The sequence below is a fragment of the Pedobacter sp. AK013 genome (genome assembly GCF_014205835.1).
GTDB lineage: Bacteria > Bacteroidota > Bacteroidia > Sphingobacteriales > Sphingobacteriaceae > Pedobacter.
Map to the genome: position 1 here is coordinate 113,302 of NZ_JACHCQ010000006.1, position 21,129 is coordinate 134,430.

Genomic DNA, 21,129 nt, shown 5'->3' on the forward strand with positions numbered 1-21,129 from the left:
TTTAGTCGTTAAAGGCCTGCATGTCGATTAAACGTCTATATAAACCATTTTTATTCATTAATTCGTTATGGCTTCCACTTTCTACAACTTCACCTTTATCAATCACCACAATTTTATCAGCATGCTGTATGGTGCTTAAGCGATGTGCTATAACAATTGAAGTACGGTTTTTCATTAAATTATTTAAAGCTTCCTGTACCAATTTTTCAGATTCTGTATCCAGTGCTGATGTGGCTTCATCTAAAAGCATAATTGGAGGGTTGGCTAAAACTGCACGGGCAATACAAACCCGTTGTTTCTGTCCGCCAGATAATTTATTGCCCCTATCGCCCACATTGGTTTGATAACCATTTTCCGTATTCAAAATAAAATCGTGTGCATTGGCAATTTTTGCTGCTGCAATCACTTCTTCCTCAGTAGCATCAGATTTAGCAAAGGCGATGTTATTAAAAATGCTGTCGTTAAATAGAAAAGATTCCTGGTTAACGATTCCCATTTGTGAGCGGATACTTTCTACAGTAAGATCTCTATAATCGTGACCGTCTATTTTAATACTCCCTGATTTTGGATCATGAAAACGTGGTAGCAAATCCATTAAAGTACTTTTACCTCCTCCTGAAGGACCAACCAAAGCTACAGTTTTTCCTTTTTCAATATCAATGCTGATGTTTTTTAAAACCTGTTTATCTCCGTATGAGAATGAAACATCTTTTAAAATTAATGCATTATTGAAATCAGCCAGTACTTCAGCGCCAGTCTTATTTTTAAGTGCCGGTTCAGTATCAATTAAGTCTAGTACGCGTTCGCCAGCTGCAATACCCGAGTGAATGCCACTAAAAGAGTCAGCTAGTGCTTTTACAGGCTGTAGTACCTGAGAAAAGGTAGCTAAATAAACTACAAATTCTGCAGCTTCCAAATCTCCTTTTCCACTTAATATTAACGTACCACCATACAAAAGGATAAATACAACAACTAAAACGCCTAAAGTTTGCGATACCGGAGAGGCTAATTGCTGCCTTCTGGCCATTTTCCTGTTTAAAAATGAGTAAAACTTGTTTTCAGAATCAAATCTCTCCTTTGCCCGTTCAGTAGCGTTAAAAGCTTTAATAATTTTTATGCCACTTAGCGATTCATCTAAAAAACCAATCATTTTTGCAAAAGATTCATGTGACTGAGTCGCTTGTTGTTTTAGTCTTTTTACGATTTTACTGATGATAAAACCAGAAACAGGAATAACTAATAATGAAAATAAGGTTAGTTTGGCAGAGATAGAAATCAACACGCCGATAAAGAACAGCAATTGTAAAGGTTCTTTAAATACAACCTGCAAGGTGTTTGTTACGGTAAACTGAACAACCTGCACATCGGATGCTACTTTTGAGATAATATCGCCTTTACGCTCGTTATTAAAGTAGCCAACATGTAAATTCATTACATTGTTAAAAACGGTTTTACGTATGTTTAATAGGGTATGCACACGTAAATCTTCCATAAAACGCTGCGAAAAATAACGGAAAAAGTTGGCAAGAAATACGGTTCCAACAATTATTATGCAGATTACTTTTAGCGCCAGAATTTTATCATCTGCAATAATTCCATTGATATATTCATTAAAGCGGCCTAGTAAATCCCAGCTACTTTTCTGTTCTGCAACTTTAGCCGGATCACATTTCCCTAAAAAAAGCGCCTGCATAAGCGGGCCGAGTAATGTAAAAAGGAATGTATTAAAAAAAATCGCAAATAATGTCGTAATCAGATAAGGTATTGCAAATTTTTCAATCGGCTTCGCAAATGATAATAAACGAAAATAAGTTTTCATTAAGTATGGTATATAACGGAACTTAGGGAATCCCTAGCCGTAAAAAATTAAAATAAAGTTCAGGCAAATGTACGGTTTTTCAGATATATGAATAAGGCCTCAGCGCTTTACCTAATTAAAATTACAATCATCTAATTTTAAAAGGAGTATGCATTATAATGAATGATGCATCAATGGAGACAAATTGATATTCATTGGACTGATGAATTTTGTTATTCTGAAATAATATAAAAAGTAACAAAGAAGAAACGCTATTTTTCTCCGTTATTCAAACATTCCTGATATAAATTCAAATACTGGTTGGCGGCTATTTCCCATGAAAACTTTTCTGCCTGGGCAATTGCTTCACAATAACGATTATTCTGAACAAAATCACTCATTCCTTTATTAAATACCTCCTGCATGTGGTCAGGTTCAAAATTATCAAAGTAATAAGCTACATCGCCGCCAACCTCGGGCAATGACGTAAATTTTGATAGAAATGCAGGTTTTCCAAAATGCATGGCTTCAATAATCGGCAGGCCGAAGCCTTCGGCAACAGATGGGAATAAAAAAGCATCGCAATTTTTGTAATACCATGTTTTATCTTCGTCAGAAATTGGACCTGTAATATGCACCCTATCTAAACAGTTATATTTTTCTGCTTCTTCTAAAATCCTTTGTTTATGTGGAGTTTCCCTACCCGAAATAACGAGATGAAAATCATTCCCTTTTAGTAAAGCGGGAAGTAGGTGAAATCCTTTCTGTACCGATAATAATCCTATAGTAAATAAGAAAGGCTTTGGTGGAACAAAGCTGGGGTTATGTTTTTCATCTGCAATCAACTTATCTGCACCATTATAAATAACACTAACTTTTTCTTTAGCCTCAGGGAAGTAGTTTACAACATCATTCGCAACAAACTGCGATATGCATACAATTTTATCGCATTGTGATATCAGCCTACCGAGTTTTTTTAAATAAACCTGGATTCTGTGCGGCTTGCTAAATTTTAAATGCACTTTGTTCATGTCGTGAACAGTCATTATTTTTTTTGCATTTACTCTGCTTGGCCTTAGTCTGCACGTTTGATCAGAGAGATGAACAACATCAAAGTCATTTTTTCCCTTAAAGAATAGCCTGTCTAACCTGGATAGATAAATGATATCAACCAAACCATTAAAAAGATATTGAGTGTGTTTAAAAAGATAAAATTTGAGCTTAAATTTCCCTTTGTTTTCCTGGATCAATGCATCGCCCAGCCCTTTTCCGAAAGAAAAATAACCACAATTGGCATCTTTCATCGAATCGAAGGTTACTAAGACATTGGGCTTTTTCATTAATAATGTAATTTAATGGTACAAATATAGGCAGATTTAAATTGAAGCTTATTTTACGATTTTATAATTCCGGTATTCAAACAAACGTAATCCGGTTAAATCTTCAATTTTTTGCAAAATTCTCCTTCGAAAATTCATTTTTGGCGTTTCCTTGGTTAAATCTTTCTCAAATTTCCAGTTTGCGGCTGTAATTCTTGTTTGCATTACTTTTGGGTGGCTACCTTTAAAATGAACCAAACGATCGGCATTGTGCATATCGTATGTTTCCTGGATGGGGTAATTTTCTTCAATCCACTCTTCTGTTTGATAAAATTGGTTAAAATTCCGCACTTTGCCCTGCAATCCTTTTGGTGGTTTTACCCAACCGTAATGATAAATGTACGCATCAATTAATTTAACCCTGAGTTTTCTATCATTAATCCTAAAGCCTTGTGCATCGCGGTAAGAGTGTACACCCGGCAGGTTTTTGATAATTCTAACTTCTCTTCTGTACCAGCGCCTCGATTCGGCAAGATAATCGTAAGAAGCGTAAAAATGTTTATATTTTAACAAGAGGGCCTCCACATTCGAATTGTTAAGCTCCTGTTCCATTTCTTTTTTGATCAAGGGAAGATAATCTTCATGGATGGCTTCATCACCTTGAATGTAGATCATCCAATCTGTATCAGATGGTATTTGAGCAAGGGCCTTATTGGTTTCGTCAGCAAAAACACGCCCCCCTTCCCTTATGTTGTCATCCCAAACGGTATCAATTGTTCTGATTTTAGGATCGATGCCTTTAACCATTTCAGAAGTTTCATCTGTAGAGTTCCCCAACGCGACAATAAAATCGTCGCACAATGGAAGCACAGAAAGTATCGCTTCTTTTGCAGGGTAGTCGTTAACAATCGCATTTCTTAAAAATGTAAAACCAGTAACTTTCATTATGGGGCACTTGTAGCTAATAATTTTTGTTAATTTGTACAAAGATAGTTTTATTGATGAATACGCATCTATCCATTTTAAGCGAAGTAAAGGCGGGCAATTATAAGGTTTTGGCTAGAACATTAACACTTGTTGAAAATGATATTAAGCCAGCCGATTCGATTTTAAGAGATTTAGATAGTGGGGTTAATGCGCCAGTTTTAGGTATTACCGGACCGCCTGGAGCAGGTAAAAGTACTTTGGTAAATGCCATAACCAATTATTTTACCTCTAAAGGAAAGCGCATCGCTATATTGGCGATTGATCCAACTTCTCCTTTTAATTTTGGTTCGTTATTGGGCGATCGAATCCGCATGGCTGGTCAGTTTAATAATCCAAATGTTTTTATCCGGTCATTGGCTACACGCGGTGCTTTGGGTGGTATTTCGGCAAAAACGATTGAGATGGTTGACGTTTTAAAAGCAGCTAATTTTGATCTGATTATTGTAGAAACCGTTGGTGTTGGGCAATCGGAAGTAGAAATTGCAGGACTGGCTGACAAAACTGTTGTTGTTTTGGTCCCTGAATCTGGAGATGAGGTACAAAATATCAAATCTGGTTTGATGGAGATTGCTGATTGTTTTGTTATCAACAAGGCAGATAGGGAAGGTGCCGATGTTTTTGCCAATAATTTAAAGAAAATTGTTCATCAGGGAACAAAGACTATCCCAATATTAAAAACAGTGGGCGATAAAAATACAGGGATTGATGAACTATGTGTATGGATAATCAAACCACTTGCTTCTGATCATAACAGAAAAGCTTTTCTACTTGCAGAGAAAGCCTGGCGACTTATTCAACATGAGAAAATGAGGATTGTAGATAAAAAAGGGCTGCTAGAAAAAGTTCAGGCAGCCTTAAAGCAAGGTGATTTTAATATTTATCGGTTTGCAGATGAGTTTGGCAATGGTTAATCTCTAAATTGTTGAAACCAGTTAACCGCAAACAAACTAACTATTCATAATCTCCTCAATTTCTTCAGCTTCTAGCGGTATATCGGCCATTAGATCTATATTTCCCTTTGCAGTGATAAGGATATTATTTTCTAAACGGATACCTAAACCCTCTTCTGGAATATAGATGCCTGGTTCAACCGTAAGAATGTTTCCGTTAGCAAATGGCGTATATCTTCCTGCAAAGTCATGTACATCTATACCCAAGTGATGCGAATTGCCATGCATAAAATATTTTTTATAGGCTGGCCATGCTGCGGTTTGGTTCTTTACATCTGCTGTAGAAATGAGCCCAAGATTAATCAGTTGTTCAGTCATAATTTCGCCAACTTGTTCGTGGTAGGTATTCCATATGGTTCCTTCGCCAATTAATTTAATTGATGCTTTCATTACGTGGAGTACCGCATTATATACATCCTTTTGCCTTTTTGTAAATCGGCCATTAACAGGAATGGAACGGCTCATATCTGCATTATAATTGGCATATTCTGCGCCAAAATCGAAAAGTATTACATCCCCATCTTTACATACCTGATTATTATCGTTGTAGTGTAGAATGTTTGCATTATGGCCGGAAGCAATAATAGGCGTGTAGGCATGGCCTGTTGCACCTTGACGGATAAATTCGTGTATAATCTCTGCTTCAATCTCATATTCTTTAACACCAGGCTTGGTAAATTTTAATACCCTAATAAAAGCATCACGGGTTATTGCCGACGCCTTTTTTGTTAGTTCGACCTCAAGATCTGATTTAATTGCACGTAAATTTCGCATAATTGGTGCCGAGCGTTCATAATGATGCAATGGATATTTTGCTCTCATTTTCTCAATAAACCGGATATCACGATAAGGAACTTCGTGGGCATACCTATCATTTTCATTTGTATTTAAATAAATATGATCAGCATAGTTCACAATGCTATGCAAAATGTTATCAAAATCCTCTAACCAGTATACGGCTTGAATCCCCGAAGCCTCTTTAGCTTGCTCCTTTGTATACTTATATCCCTCCCAAACTTTAATATAATCATTAGTCTGTCTTAAAAACAGGACTTCTCTGTACAATGGATTAGGACAATCAGGAAATAATAATAAAATTGTTTGTTCTTGATCAATTCCAGATAAATAAAATAAATCAGGATTTTGCTTAAAAACGAAGTTCTGATCGCCACTTCTAGGGAATTCATCACTTGAATTGAATATGGCTAATGAGTTGTTTTTTAGATGTTTAGTTAAATTATTTCTATTTAAAATAAATAATGACTGATTGATGGTAGGATATTTCATGAAAATGGTATTTTTATAAGGGTAATGGCCAAATGTAATAAAATGATTAATTACTGTGAAGTTTGGAACGGAGTTTGTATAAAAGTTTGAAAATTTAAAATTTTGTTTAATTTTGCGATTACTAAAAAATTAATCAATTAAATTGTTTAACCCTTAAAAAAGAAAAAGATTATGAATTATTCTACTTTAAAGAAAAGTGTTGCGCTTTCTTTAGTGGCATTAACAGGAGTTGCTTCTCTTGCTGTCGCTCAAGATGCACCTGCAACCACTTCTGCTGTCAAGGTATTTGGCGGTAGAGGACAGTACAGAACTTGGTCTATCGGTGTACATGGTGGTGTTTTAATGCCAGTTGTGGCTATCGGTGGTTCAAACGATTTCAATAAATGGGATGCTAACTTAGGTTACGGTTTAAACATCCGTAAACAATTAGGTCACTCATTCGGTTTAGAATTAAACGGAACTCGTGGTAAACTTTCAGGTAATAACGAAGGTATTTCTAACCCAGCTGTAAAAGATTTCGAAACTCAATTACAATATGCTGTAGATTTACGTGGTGTTGTTAACGTTGGTTCTATCGATTTCTTACGTCGTGAAAACTCAGTAGGTTTCTTCGTAACTGCTGGTGGTGGTTATATGGCTTATGCTCCTAAAATTACTTTAGCTAATGGTTCTCAAATAGACTGGAAAGGTAAAGCTATAGGTCCTGCTGATGACAGACATGATGCTAAAGATTATGTAAAAGGTTTCTACATTCCGGTTGGTGCTGGTGTTAAATTCAAAGTTTCTGAGCGTGTTAACTTTAACTTAGGTTACACTATGAACTTTGTTGATGCTGATAACTTAGACGGAGTTTATGCAAAAGGTCAAACTAAAGATAAATTCTCTTACGGTTATGCTGGTTTAGAATTCTCTTTAGGTTCTTCTGCTAAACCAACTTTAGAGTGGACTAACCCATTAGCTACTATGTACGATGAGTTAAAAGATCCAACTTTACGTCAAGAAGTTGAAGCATTGAAAAACCGTGTTTCTGCTGTTGAGAAATCTGTTGAAGATTTGAAAAAAGATAGTGATGGTGACGGTGTTGCTGATCAATTCGATAAATGCCCAGGAACTCCTGCTGGTACTGCTGTTGATGGTTCAGGTTGTCCTCTTCCAAAAGTTGAGGCTCCTACTACTGCTCCAAGCACTGTAACAGGTTTCGAAAAAATCGGTTTCGATTTCAACTCTTCAGTTTTAAAAACTGAGTCTTACCCTACTTTAGATAAATTATCTTCAGTGTTACGTGAAAACGGTGGTAAAGTAACTGTAAACGGTTACGCTTCAAGCGAAGGTACTGCTGCATATAACTTGAAATTATCTAAAGACAGAGCTAACTCTGTTAAAACTTACTTAGTAAACTCTGGCGTTAACGCTAGTCAAGTTGCTACTAAAGGTTATGGCGAAGCTAATCCAATTGCTTCTAACGATACTGAAGAAGGTCGTATCCAAAACCGTCGTGTTGAAACTGCTAGAAACTAGTATTTCAATATAAAAATTAAGAAAGTCCCGATGCAAATCGGGACTTTTTTTATGCCTTTTAATTTTCTGTATTAAGCTTTTTAGCTAAGTTTGTATTATGTATTTCTTTAGAAAAAAGGATCCCAACAGGCCCAATAACATCAACCTCAGAATTATGCATTTTATTAATGCATTGGCCATCCTAATTTTTCTGGCAGGTATCATCTACAAGCTTATCCAATGGCTTGCTAAATAACCCAAATTGTTATGAAAAAAATTATTAAAACAACCAATGCTCCAGCCCCAATTGGACCATATAGCCAAGCTGTACAAGCTGGGAACTTTTTATTCGTATCAGGCCAGGTGGCCATTAATCCAGAAAGCGGAGAATTAAATATTGGTAATATTGAAGAAGAAACACACCAGGTAATGCGCAACCTTAAGGCCGTTTTGCTTGAAGCAGGTTTAACATTCGATAACGTAGTAAAGTCTACTATCTTCTTAAGCGATATGGGCACCTTTGCTCAGGTAAACGAAGTTTATGGACAATACTTTACTGCTGATTTCCCAGCTCGCGAAACGGTTCAGGTTTCGGTACTACCTAAAAATGTTAATGTAGAGATCTCAGTAATTGCCATTTTAGGCTAATTTTGACAGAAAGCAAAAGCAAATATTTTATATCAGGTATTGTTCCTTACATCATCTGGGGAACAATGTCTATACCTTTGCGTAACATAAAAGGTTTTCCGCCCCACGAAATTTTATACTACAGGATATTTGTTTCCATAATCCTAGTTTGGGCAACCATTCTTTTGTTCAGAAAAGAAGCATTAAAAAATGATTTGAATTTCTTAAAATCGTTAAGTACCCGCAAGAAATTCAGACTATTGCTGCTTACCATAGTATCATCATTTCTGATTACGGGAAACTGGTTCACCTACATTTATGCTGTAAATAGCGTGAGTTTAAAGGCAGCAGCCTTTGCCTATATGGTGTGCCCGCTGTTAACTGCACTCTGCGGATTTATCATTTTAAAAGAGCAATTAACCAAGGCTAAAGTTATTGCCCTGATTATTGCATTTGTAAGCATCATTTTATTGGCAACAGGCTCTTTACACGAAGTGATGTGGGCTATTATCATCGCCTCTTTCTATGCTATATACGTTATTGTGCTAAAAGTGATTAAAGATGTAGATAAGTTTAATTTTTTAGGTGTTCAGTTAATTTTATCGGGATTAATGATGCTGCCTTTGTATTTTTTTAACGCTGCACCTTTTCCTACTGAAATTTTCTTTTGGTTGCATATATTTTTGATTGCAATTGTATTTACCATTATTCCACTCTTTTTAAATTCGTATGCATTATTAGGCATGCCTTCATCGGCCTTGGGTATTTTGATTTATCTTAACCCTATAGTTGCTTTTACCGTTGCATTTTTCTACTTTAAGGAGAAAATAGATCTGCACCAACTTTTTGCTTATTTGCTTTTGCTGCTATCGATCGTTATTTTTAATGCACAATTGCTAAAGAGTGTTGTTTACAAGAAATAGTAAAATATTTTGTTTAATTCGGTATTAGATACACCTGTTGAATTTTTGAAAGGCGTTGGGCCTAGTCGTGCCGATGTTTTGAAAAAGGATCTCGGCCTGTTCACTTATCAGGATATGCTCGCCCACTATCCTTTCAGGTATATCGACCGTACAAAATATTTCAAGATTAACCAGATCAATCCCGATACGCAGTATATCCAGATTATCGGGCGTGTAATCAGCAAAAAAGTAATAGGAGATAAAAGAGCAAAACGCATTATCGCTGTTTTTAAAGATGAAACCGGAATCATGGAATTGGTCTGGTTTCAGAGCCTAAAATGGGTAGATGATAATATTACTGTTGGCACTGCTTACGTGGCCTTTGGGAAACCAAGTATCTTTAACGGAACATTTAGTATCTCACATCCAGAAATGGAACTTTATCAGCGTAAACAGGTTGGACGAGGAAATTTAACCTTACAACCAGTATATAACTCCACTGAAAAGCTTAAAAAATTTAATCTCGATTCAAAGGGTTTACAACGGTTAATTGCAGGTTTGTTAGATCAGATTATTCCCCAGGTTCCAGAAAATTTACCACAATACATCATTGATAAGTATCAGCTGCCCGATAAAAGGTTGGCCTTGCTGAATATCCACTTCCCTAAAAATCAGAAGGATTTAAGCGCTGCTGAAAGACGCCTTAAATTTGAAGAACTATTCTTCATCCAGTTACAGCTGTTACATAATAAACACTTACGCCAGTTAAAATTTAAAGGTGTAACTTTTGAAAAGGTTGGCGAAAAAGTGAACCGATTTTATAACGAATTTTTACCCTTCGAATTAACCAATGCCCAAAAGAGGGTAGTTAAGGAAATCAGAACCGATACACAACGTGGTGTGCAAATGAATCGACTTGTTCAGGGCGACGTAGGAAGTGGTAAAACCGCGGTTGCGCTGATGAGTATGCTTCTAGCAAATGATAACGGCTATCAAGCTTGCATGATGGCTCCAACGGAAATTTTGGCCCGCCAGCACTATGCCTCTATTACGTCGCTTGTAACCGACGATCTGGTGCGTGTTGCTATTCTTACCGGAAATACAAAAAAGAAGGAGCGCACTGTTTTGCATGAGCAATTAGAGAATGGAGAAATCGATATTCTGATTGGAACGCATGCATTGATTGAAGATAAGGTTCAGTTTAAGAATTTAGGATTGGTTGTGATTGATGAACAACACCGTTTTGGTGTGGAACAGCGTGCTAAGCTTTGGCGGAAAAATATCATTCCACCACATATCCTTGTGATGACCGCTACGCCAATTCCGCGTACTTTGGCAATGACCTTATACGGCGACCTTGATGTATCGATTATTGATGAATTACCTGCGGGTAGAAAACCCATAGAAACCAAACACCTTTTTGAAGGCCAACGCCTTCGGATGTTCGGTTTTATGAAGCAGGAAATCGCCAAAGGCAGGCAGGTTTATATTGTTTATCCTTTAATTAAGGAAAGTGAAAAATTAGATCTTTTACACCTCGAAGCTGGAATTGAGCAGCTGAGCTATCAGTTTCCAAGACCCGACTATCAAATGAGTATTGTGCATGGAAAAATGCCTAATGCTGATAAACAGTTCGAAATGCAACAGTTTATTGATGGTAAAAGCCAGATTATGGTGGCTACAACCGTAATAGAGGTAGGTGTAAATGTGCCTAATGCTTCTGTAATGGTAATTGAAAATGCTGAACGTTTTGGGCTTTCGCAACTACACCAGTTGCGCGGCAGGGTAGGCCGTGGTGCGGAGCAGTCTTTCTGCATATTAATGAGCGGGAATAAATTGAGTAGGGAAGGCAAAATTCGTTTAGAAACAATGGTAAGAACAAACAATGGCTTCGAAATCTCTGAGATCGATCTACAGCTTCGCGGTCCTGGCGATATTACCGGAACACAGCAAAGTGGTGTACTGGATTTGAAACTAGCCGACCTGGCTAAAGATCAGGTTATTTTGTCTGAAGCACGTAATACCGTAATTGAACTTTTTGAGAACGATCCACAACTTGTAAAACCCGAAAACGCAACCTTAAAAACTTATCTGCAAAAATTAGAAAGAGGGATTTCTTTTGATAAGATAAGCTAGCTCACCAATTCCTCAAATTTTTCTGGTTATTTGCAATAATATTTAACAGTGTATTATTTGTTCTACTTTGTGTAGTTTTGTAATCGTTTTTTTACGAGTCAACCCCTTATAATTATTATTTTGCCCCCTTTTTTTAAGCCCTAATATCCCTATCTTGCGTTTAACCAAGTATGAACTGTTTAGTCGACAAGTCTAAATAAGGGTACACCCTATTGAGTAGTTTTTATTAACCTTAAGTAGTTTGTTTATCAGATAAGGGAATTCATAATGGTTAACAGCGATTTATTGATCAATAAAGTAGAAGATAATAATTTTCTTAGAGAGATTGATGTCTGTAATTGAATCAATAGATCAAGTTTTAATAATGCAAATATTGACAGTTCATGATTACTCATGAGTATTAAATTGTATTACAATAAATATCTAACCAAAATAAATTGAAAACTATGAAAAAAAATCTATTGAGGACTTTTGCCAGAAGTAGCATGTTTCTTGTTTGCGGTGGTTGTCTCGTTTTTTCTCCACTTGCCGGCATGTCTGCCAAAGCATCATTGAACGAAAAAGAACCCTTTGATTTTTACAGACCTCCGCTTGAGGATATTATTGTGAAGGGACAGGTTACCGATGCTAAAGGACCGATTCCCGGAGTAAGTGTTAAATTAAAAGGAGGTGCTGCAACTACCGTAACAGATGCTTCCGGAAAATTTAGCATAAAAGTACCCGAAGATGCTACTTTAGTATTTACCTATGTAGGTTATGTGGATCAAGAGATTCAGGTAAAAAACCAAACCAATATTAATGTCCGTTTATTAGAAAACAACCAAAACTTATCTGAAGTAGTAGTAGTAGGGTATGGAACCCAAAAGAAAGCAGTTGTATCCGGTGCTGTAGCATCGGTTAAAGGTACAGAGCTGGCCAAGTCATCTTCAGTAAATTTAACCAATTCATTGGCTGGTCGGTTGCCTGGCGTTACGGCACTGCAAGGAAGCGGAGAGCCGGGATACGATGGCTCCACGATCCGGATTCGCGGTATAAATTCGCTTGGTAATAATAATGCCTTAATTGTAATCGATGGAATACCTAACCGAGCAGGCGGGATCGAGCGGCTAAACCCGAACGACATAGAAAGTGTATCGGTGCTAAAGGATGCCTCTGCAGCTATTTATGGCTCGCAGGCTGCAAATGGAGTAATCCTCATCACTACTAAATTAGGAAAATCGGGGAAACCACAATTTTCTTACGATTTTAGTTATGGGCTACAACAGCCTACGCGCATACCTAAAATGGCCAATTCCACTCAATATGCTGAGATTTTAAATGAACTGAATATTTTCGGCTCTGATCTTAGTCCGAATGAATGGTCGGCAGCGTGGAATAGTTTCAAAACAACAGGGACTTATTTATCTAGCGGCGGTAAAACGATTAATGCAGCTTACAAACCAGATGAAATCCGGAAATTCGGCGATGGCTCAGATCCTTTAAGGTATCCCAATACTGATTGGTTTAAAACTACTTTCCAAAATTGGTCTCCTCAGCAGAGACATAACGTTCAGATTAATGGAGGGAGTGAAAATGTTAAATATTTGCTTTCACTAGGCTATCTAAATCAGGATGGTTATTATAAAAATTCTGCCACAGGTTATCAACAGTATGATATGCGTTTTAACCTGGAAGCAAAATTAAGTAAGTATATTACTACAACATTGGGCGTAAGTGCGAGAGAGGAAGATCGTAATTTCCCAACGGTTTCAGCGGGTGATATCTTTAGATTCTTAATGAGGGGAAGACCTAACGAGATAGCCATATGGCCTAATGGGTTGCCTGGTAGGGATATTGAATATGGTTATAATCCGGTGGTTTCTACTACAGACTTAACTGGAACTAATAAAGATGTTAGAGATTACTTTCAAACTACAGGTAAAGTAGAAATTAAAATTCCTGGTGTTGATGGATTAAAGGTAACTGGTACAGCTGCAATAGATAAATATTCGGGCAGGCAAAAAAACTGGCAATTGCCCTGGACACTTTACGATTGGGACAAGAAAACGTTTGCAGCCGATGGTGTAACACCAGTGCTTGCAGGTACGGTGCGCTCTCAATACACCGATCCAAGGCTTAGGGAAACCGCAGGTGGACAATTGGCCATAAACTTGACCGGAATGGTTAACTATGATAAAAAGATTAGCGATCATACTATTGGTTTAATGGCCGGTGTAACACGCGAAACGGTTAACAATGACGGTTTTACTGCGTTTAGAAGATACTTTATATCATCATCCGTTCAAGAATTACTTGCAGGTGATGAAAGAGAGCAATCACTAGGCAATAATCCTGGTGATCCGAATAATTTATTTAAAAGAGCACGGTTAAGCTATTTTGGTAGGGCGGGCTACAATTATAAAGAAAAATACCTTGCCGAATTTTTGTGGAGGGTAGATGGATCTTATATCTTTCCAACGGATAGACGTTTTGGTTTCTTCCCAGGGGTATCAGTAGGTTGGCGCTTATCTGAAGAACCGTTTTTTAAAGACAATGTTAAATTCGTCAACAACTTGAAGCTAAGGGCCTCGTGGGGCCAAATGGGAGCTGAAGCCTATTTCGGAGATGCTTTGCAAGAATATCAATACCTCAGTTTGATGAACTTTGGTACTTATACCTTTAATGATCTGGTAACCAAAACCTTAACTGAAGGTAAGGTGCCCAATTTTGATTTTGGATGGGAAGTAGCAAATAATACCAATATTGGTTTAGATGCATCCTTTTTAAATAATAAATTGTCGTTAGAGTTCGATTACTTCTATAATAAGCGTACAAATATTCTGATTAGCAGAGGTAGCTCAGTGCCTGAAAGCTCTGGCATTACCGATCGCTTACCTCCTGTTAACTTAGGGAAAGTAAACAACAAAGGTTTCGAATTTAAATTAAGTTATAACGACCAGGTTGGCGATTTAAATTTTGGTGTGAGTGTAAACGGTGGCTATGCCAAGAATAAAATCATCTTCTGGGATGAAACCCCAGGTGCTCCAGAATGGCAGCGTTCTACAGGTAGGGTGACCAGTTCGTGGTTGGTTTACGATTATGATGGTGTTTTTAAAGATCAGGCAGAAATTAGCGCCAATAAACTTAATTATAGTGCGCTTACCAATAACCTGCGTCCCGGTGATATGAAATTTAAAGATATTAACGGCGATGGTAAAATTAATGCGGATGATAAAATACGTTTAGATAAAAATGGTACACCAACCTTTACAGGTGGTGTAAATTTTAATGTTCAGTATAAAGGATTTGACTTATCAGTGCTTATTCAAGGAGCAACCGGTGGAATGCAGATCGTTGGTCTAACAGAATCGGGAGATATTGGTAACTTCTTGGAGTGGTCGTACCTGAACCGCTGGAGTATCGATAATCCGAATTCGGTAAACCCGCGCTTATCAAACAGGGGTGCTACCTATTATACGGATAGCAATAATGCATTAAACAATACCTATTGGTTAAGAAGCAATAACTACATCAGGCTTAAGAATGTAGAGCTAGGTTATACATTACCAACTACTTGGGTTGAAAAAGTTGGGTTAAATAGTGTAAGGGTTTATGCAAATGGCCTCAATTTGGCTACGCTTGATAAAATCAAGATATGGGATCCTGAATCTACCAATACAAGTGGACAATACTATCCGCAAGCTAGGGTAATTAATATGGGTATTAAAGCCACTTTTTAACAATGTATAGCTGTTTATCAATTACAAAGAAGAATATGAAAACAATAATTCAAAATAGAAATTTATATCTATTGGTTCTTATTACCTTTTTTGCATTTGCGTGTAAAAAGGATTTTTTGAACGTAGAATCACCTGGCCAGGTACCTGCCGAATCGGTATGGAAAGATCCTGCAACTGCGCAGGCATTTGTGAACGATATCTATAACGGATTGGGTAACGGCGGCTTTTCTGAACAGATGTTAGCATCAGTTTCTGACGAAGCTTTGTTTACGCATCCTACCCGTGGAATAGATCTTGTTAATAATGCTACCATTAACCCTTCAACACTTGGTTGGGTAGACGATACCTGGGCTTATAAACAAATGTATAACCGCATCCGGGCCTGCAACATTACCATTGAGAAAATAACCAGCGGTGATAATTCACTTACCAGCCAGGCGTTAAAAGATCAATTGCTGGGTGAAGCCTATTTTTTGAGAGCTTATTTTTATCAACAACTGGTACGCTATTATGGTGCTGTACCTATTATTACAAAAATTTATGTGTTAGATGATAATTATAATGCAAAGCGCAATACCTATGAGGAGTGTGTAAACTTTATTCTAAAAGATTGCGATGAGGCCAATAGATTATTAACCGGCAAAACCATGGAAAAGGGGCGTACTACTGCACTTGCGGCCTTAGCATTAAAATCGAGAGTATTGATTTATGCAGCAAGCGATTTGCATGACAGGGCCAAACTTACAGCAAAAGTTAGTGGAATCGCCGCTCAAAAATTAGATTTCTTAAGTTATGCAAGTGGCAATCAGGCAGATCGGTATAGATTAGCCCAAACAGCAGCAAAAGCAGTTATGGATTTAAGTAAAGGCTATAAACTCGATCTTACGGCACCAGCTACTTCAGCCGATGGTCAGTTAAATTATAAAAGCATTGCCATGGGCGGAGCCAGTAAAGCGCCTGGTGTAGATGCTACTGCCGCTTCAGAATTAATTTTTGCACGTTATTTCATAGTTCAGAATAATATTAAGCATGCACAGCAAAATGGTCCGAACGGTTACCATAACTGGGCGGGCAACACACCTATAGGTTTATTGGTTGATGATTATGAGATGAAAGATGGCTCTAAGTTTAGTTGGACAAACCCGGCACAAAAAGCTGAGCCTTATCAAAATCGAGATCCACGCTTTTACGCCACTGTTTTATATGATGGTGCCGGTTGGAAACCACGCGATAAAGCTTCGGGTAACGTTGATCCGGCCAGCCAAATCCAAACCGGAGTATATGACTTATTGGATGATAAAAGCAATAAGTTTGATTTCAAAGGTTTGGATACCAGAGCGAGTTCTATCGAAAACTGGAACGGCAGCTGGACAGGCTATTACTACCATAAATTTATCGATCCAGACCCAACTATTGTAGATGCCTCGATGTCGCAAAATGTGCCTTGGCCTTTCTTTAGATATACCGAAGCGGTATTTAATTATATTGAAGCGAGTATTGAGCTTGGCGAATTGGGCAATGCTACAAACTGGTTAAATAAAATCCGTTTCAGGGCAGGTATGCCTGCGGTTACTGCAACAGATCAGGCTGGCCTTAGAGAGGTTTACCGTCACGAACGCCGCATAGAAATGGCTTACGAAGAACAACGCTATCATGATACCCGCAGGTGGTTAATCGCCAGCGAAACATTGGGCAGAAAAATCACTTATATTAAGGTTACCGGTAAATTTAAACCAGGCAAAACGATGTCTGCCCCTTATCATTACGACAATACCATTTACGATTATACCTATAGTCCGGTAGAGGAAAATGCACAAGAAAGCAGAAGTTGGGACAATAAACTTTATTTCAGACCATTTAGCCGCGATGAAGTAAACAAAAATAATTTGCTGGAACAAAACCCTGGTTACTAAGCTAACCATTCAAGATACCCGATGGATAATATTATTCATCGGGTTTTTTATGCAATAATATCTGGAGCCAGACGATCTGATATTTTTACTTTTAAATAGAGAAAGAAATAACCTTAAACCTTTGGCCATTCCTGTATTTAATTTTCAAAGTGTAGTTTTGCAAATAAACTTTTTTCTGTGGCAGATTCAGTCCCCAATTCGGTTATTACAAAACCAGATCCTTACGCCGCATTGCGCTTTAGGGAGTTCCGCTCTTATTTAGGCATGCGTTTTTTCTTCACATTTGCCTATCAAATGCAGGCAGTGGTGCTTGGGATTTATATTTATCATGTAACAAAAGATCCATTGGCCTTAGGGTTTGTAGGCCTGTGTGAGGCTATTCCTGCGATAGGGATTGCGTTGTACGGAGGTTATGTTGCAGATAAGAGTGAAAAAAGGGGCTTATTGCTCAAAATATTCGGTGGCGTATTTCTTTGTACCCTCATTATGCTGCTGGTAACATTACCGCAGTTTAACCTTGGGCAGTTCGATATCATTTTTACCCTGTTTAATTTTAAGGTTAATCTAATTGCCTTAATTATGTATGTACTCGTATTTGGGATGGGAATATCAAGAGGGTTTTTCGGCCCGGCTACATTCTCATTAATGGCCCAGATTTTACCCAAAAACCTTTATCCAAATGCAAGTACCTGGAGCAGTTCGAGCTGGCAGATGGCTTCTATTTTAGGACCAGCAATAGGAGGAATGACTTATGGTTTCTTCGGTATTACCATAACTTATATCGTAATTATTTCTTTTGTATTTATAGCCCTTATCTGTATTTTCTTTTTAAAAGTACATCCTCCCCAGTTTGTGCCCAAAGAAAATATTAAAGAGAGTTTGCTTAAAGGAATAAATTTTGTGTTTAAAACAAAAATGATGGTCTGGGCAATGAGTTTGGATTTGTTCTCGGTGTTTTTTGGTGGTGCGGTAGCCATATTGCCCGTGTTTGCAAATGATATACTAAAAGTTGGACCCGAAGGTTTAGGCTTTATGCGGGCCGCTGTTTCTGCAGGATCTGTTTTTACCATGCTTGCAATGACGCGTTTTTCACCAATGAACAAACCATGGCGAAATTTATTGATCGCCGTAACCGGTTTTGGCCTAAGCATCATCTGCTGGAGTTTATCTAAAAATTTCTACTTAACACTCTTCTTCCTCTTTTTGGAAGGTTCTTTTGATAGCGTAAGTGTAATCATCAGATCAACTATTATGCAATTGTTAACTCCCGATGAAATGCGCGGACGTGTATCGGCTGTAAACAGCATGTTTATTGGGTCGTCAAACGAAATCGGCGCTTTTGAATCGGGCCTCACCGCAAAGTTAATGCGTACTATCCCATCGGTAGTTTTTGGCGGAACGATGACATTGGCAATTGCTGGAATTACATGGCTAAAAACAAAATCTTTAACCACGTTGAGTTTGCAGGATATTAATGAGCAGACGACTAAAGTTGTTTAGTTGCTAAAAGAGTTGTCAACTTTAATAACCAGTTTGCTAGAATGTTGACAAGTCTGAAATTCATGTTTTAATTACCGATAAACTCTATTTTTTTAAATAATTTGGGCATGCCCCAAGCTGCGCAAGGGTCGAGCTATTCGTTACAATCTTTTTTGAAGAAAAATCAAAAAAGGATTTCCATTGCTATCCCTCATGCAAACCCATAGCAATTAAAAAAAATGCAGTTATACGTTTGCCCGGCCACCTAAAACCGATGGCATGGATGCCGATTAAGTGCCATTATTTTTTATCGACAGCTATCGGCAGGAGGAACAGCGGGATGGAACCAAACTGAAGAACTATGGATATTGCTTCCCAAAAAATAGACTTATGCTACTAACAGTATTTATTTTTTTGAGGAATGGAAATGGTCCGAGAGGATACGGACCATGGTAAAATTAAAATTTCTTATTCTTACCCCAGATTAGATAAATAATAGAACCTAAAAAGGGGGCAAGCAGGATAATGATAAACCAAAGTACTTTTACTGTGAAACCCATGCTGTTGTTTCTCGATATATGGTACAATGCGGTTAATATTAGGGCCAGCCATAATATGGCTGCAATAATAATGATAATTGCGATCTGGTTGCTTTCTACTTGTGCTATTAACATAATAAAGATGTTGTTCCTTTAAGCTTCAACAACTCTTTCGCCAATTTGTTGGCGCCACATGGCCTGATATAAACCATTTTGTGCAATTAGCTCTTCATGTCTTCCCTGCTCAATGATATGGCCTTTCTCTAAAACATAAATTTTATCGGCATGTTTTATGGTCGATAAACGGTGGGCAATCAAAATGGTAATGTGATCGGTTAAATCTGATACTGAACGGATGGTTTTGGTTATTTCTTCTTCCGTAATCGAATCTAGCGATGAGGTAGCCTCATCAAAAACCAAAATATCTGGACGGCGAAGTAATGCCCTCGCAATTGATAAACGTTGTTTTTCTCCTCCCGAGACTTTAACGCCACCCTCGCCAATTAACGAATCCAAACCTTTATCCGCGCGGGCCAGTAAAGTTTGACAGGCTGCCTGGTTCAACACTTTATAACACTCTTCGTCGGTTGCATTGGGGTTAACAAACAGCAGGTTTTCTCTTATCGTACCAGAGAACAATTGCGTGTCTTGCGTTACGAAACCGATTTTCTCCCGTAAGGCATCAAGATCGATATCGTTACTTGGAATACTATTGTATAAAATCTCACCATCTTTTGCCGGATATAAACCCACCAATAGTTTTACCAGTGTACTTTTTCCAGAACCAGATGGACCAACAAATGCAATGGTTTGCCCGTGATGGGTTTTGAAAGAAATATTCTCCAATGCATTTCTATTGGCTGTTAGGTGTTTGAAACCCACATTATTAAAGGTTAAATCCTTAATTTTTGCTATAGAAGTTGGATTCTCAGGTTTTTTATCAATTGGTGTACTTAAAATCTTTTTAAAGTTACCTAATGAAACTTCTGCCTCACGCCAGGTTAAAATCACATTGCCCAGCTCTTGTAACGGTCCGAAAAGGAAGAACGAGTAAAAAAGGAATGAGAAATACTGCCCGGCAGAAATTGTATTGTCGAAAATAAGGAGCAGTAAAACCAGTACCATCGTGCTACGCACAAGGTTAACTGTAGTACCCTGAACAAAACTCATACTGCGCACATATTTCACTTTTTTAAGTTCTAAGCCCAAAATTTTGTAGGTGGTTTTGTTCAGTCGGTCAATTTCCTGATCGGCCAAGCCTAAACTCTTAACCAGTTCGATGTTCCTTAACGATTCGGTGGTAGAACCTGCCAAAGCTGTGGTTTCGCCAACGATAGAACGTTGGATGGTTTTAATTTTGCGACTTAAAAACCAGCTTACGAAACTGATGATCGGAATAGCCGAAAAATAAACTAAGGTAACTTTGTAGCTTACCGAAACCGAATACACGATAACGAAAATCATTCCAATTAAACTCACAAAAAGGATGCTGATAAAGGCAGTAATAAATTTCTCTGAATCCAGACGTACTTTTTGTAAAATACCCAGGGTTTCTCCGCTACGTTGATCTTCGAAAACCTGATAAGGCAGTTTTAGAGAATGTTGCAAACCATCGGCATACATTTTTGCACCAACTTTTTGAACAATCACACTGGTGAAATAATCCTGAAAGTTTTTAGCGATACGCGAAACCATGGCTGCCCCAATAGCCAACCCGATTAAACTCAGCGAACCCCAAAGGTATTGGGCGTAGGTGAGTGTATCTTTTTTATTGATAAAACGGTCTAAAATCCGACCAGTGATGTATGGATCTAAAAGTGAAAAACCAATATTTATGCCTGCCAGCAATAGCGCTAAGGCCACAATCCACTTGTGGTTTTTCAGGTAGTTAAGTAATAATCCCATTAAGTTTTGTTGTTTGTTAATGCAAACATAAAAAAAGGGAACGGATAAAAATCCATTCCCTTTTTTTATGA

15 protein-coding genes are annotated in these 21,129 nt (G+C 37.8%); 9 read left to right on the forward strand and 6 right to left on the reverse strand.

Going from position 1 to position 21,129, the window contains the following annotated elements; translation table 11 throughout:
- Position 1 precedes the first annotated feature (1 nt).
- From HDC90_RS06265 to HDC90_RS06275, 3 genes are all read right to left on the reverse strand, one after another.
- Positions 2-1,819: an ABC transporter ATP-binding protein gene (locus HDC90_RS06265; RefSeq protein ID WP_184464965.1), complete on the reverse strand. Its 1,818-nt coding sequence runs from the start codon at positions 1,817-1,819 to the stop codon at positions 2-4.
- A 251-nt stretch (positions 1,820-2,070) separates the two neighbouring features.
- Entirely contained in the window at positions 2,071-3,138 is a 1,068-nt protein-coding gene (locus HDC90_RS06270; RefSeq protein ID WP_184464967.1) for a glycosyltransferase family 1 protein, read from the reverse strand.
- A 48-nt stretch (positions 3,139-3,186) separates the two neighbouring features.
- Positions 3,187-4,062, reverse strand: a complete 876-nt coding sequence (locus tag HDC90_RS06275; RefSeq protein WP_184464969.1) for a glycosyltransferase family 2 protein — start codon at positions 4,060-4,062, stop codon at positions 3,187-3,189.
- 56 nt (positions 4,063-4,118) lie between these two features.
- On the opposite strand from HDC90_RS06275, the gene meaB reads away from it, so the two are divergent.
- Positions 4,119-5,015, forward strand: a complete 897-nt coding sequence (meaB, locus tag HDC90_RS06280; RefSeq protein ID WP_184464971.1) for a methylmalonyl Co-A mutase-associated GTPase MeaB — start codon at positions 4,119-4,121, stop codon at positions 5,013-5,015.
- Between the two features lie 36 nt (positions 5,016-5,051).
- Here the strand turns inward: meaB and HDC90_RS06285 are convergent, their stop codons facing one another.
- Positions 5,052-6,341, reverse strand: a complete 1,290-nt coding sequence (locus tag HDC90_RS06285; RefSeq protein WP_184464973.1) for an aminopeptidase P family protein — start codon at positions 6,339-6,341, stop codon at positions 5,052-5,054.
- 171 nt (positions 6,342-6,512) lie between these two features.
- Here HDC90_RS06285 and HDC90_RS06290 point away from each other — a divergent pair, with 171 nt between their 5' ends.
- From HDC90_RS06290 to HDC90_RS06320, 8 genes are all read left to right on the forward strand, one after another.
- Complete coding sequence (locus HDC90_RS06290; RefSeq protein ID WP_184464975.1) at positions 6,513-7,859, forward strand: OmpA family protein; 1,347 nt, start codon at positions 6,513-6,515, stop codon at positions 7,857-7,859.
- Positions 7,860-7,956: 97 nt separating this feature from the next.
- Positions 7,957-8,094: a DUF6728 family protein gene (locus HDC90_RS25690; RefSeq protein WP_317039670.1), complete on the forward strand. Its 138-nt coding sequence runs from the start codon at positions 7,957-7,959 to the stop codon at positions 8,092-8,094.
- Between the two features lie 11 nt (positions 8,095-8,105).
- Positions 8,106-8,486, forward strand: coding sequence for a RidA family protein (locus HDC90_RS06295; RefSeq protein ID WP_184464977.1), 381 nt, complete (start codon positions 8,106-8,108; stop codon positions 8,484-8,486).
- Between the two features lie 2 nt (positions 8,487-8,488).
- Positions 8,489-9,388, forward strand: a complete 900-nt coding sequence (locus HDC90_RS06300) for an EamA family transporter (protein ID WP_184464979.1) — start codon at positions 8,489-8,491, stop codon at positions 9,386-9,388.
- Positions 9,389-9,397: 9 nt separating this feature from the next.
- A complete protein-coding gene (recG, locus tag HDC90_RS06305) occupies positions 9,398-11,503 on the forward strand; it encodes an ATP-dependent DNA helicase RecG (RefSeq protein WP_184464982.1) in 2,106 nt (701 codons plus the stop codon).
- A 446-nt stretch (positions 11,504-11,949) separates the two neighbouring features.
- Positions 11,950-15,222: a TonB-dependent receptor gene (locus HDC90_RS06310; RefSeq protein WP_255497513.1), complete on the forward strand. Its 3,273-nt coding sequence runs from the start codon at positions 11,950-11,952 to the stop codon at positions 15,220-15,222.
- Positions 15,223-15,338: 116 nt separating this feature from the next.
- Positions 15,339-17,135, forward strand: a complete 1,797-nt coding sequence (locus HDC90_RS06315; protein WP_255497514.1) for a RagB/SusD family nutrient uptake outer membrane protein — start codon at positions 15,339-15,341, stop codon at positions 17,133-17,135.
- A gap of 177 nt (positions 17,136-17,312) precedes the next feature.
- Positions 17,313-18,635 carry an MFS transporter gene (locus HDC90_RS06320; RefSeq protein ID WP_184464986.1) on the forward strand — a complete coding sequence of 441 codons (1,323 nt, stop codon included), beginning with the start codon at positions 17,313-17,315 and terminating at the stop codon, positions 18,633-18,635.
- Positions 18,636-19,072: 437 nt separating this feature from the next.
- On the opposite strand, the gene HDC90_RS06325 is transcribed toward HDC90_RS06320, so the two are convergent.
- Together HDC90_RS06325 and HDC90_RS06330 are read right to left on the reverse strand one after the other, a co-directional pair.
- A complete protein-coding gene (locus HDC90_RS06325) occupies positions 19,073-19,288 on the reverse strand; it encodes a PLDc N-terminal domain-containing protein (protein ID WP_184464988.1) in 216 nt (71 codons plus the stop codon).
- An 18-nt stretch (positions 19,289-19,306) separates the two neighbouring features.
- Positions 19,307-21,058 carry an ABC transporter ATP-binding protein gene (locus HDC90_RS06330; protein WP_184464990.1) on the reverse strand — a complete coding sequence of 584 codons (1,752 nt, stop codon included), beginning with the start codon at positions 21,056-21,058 and terminating at the stop codon, positions 19,307-19,309.
- Between the last annotated feature and the right edge of the window lie 71 nt (positions 21,059-21,129).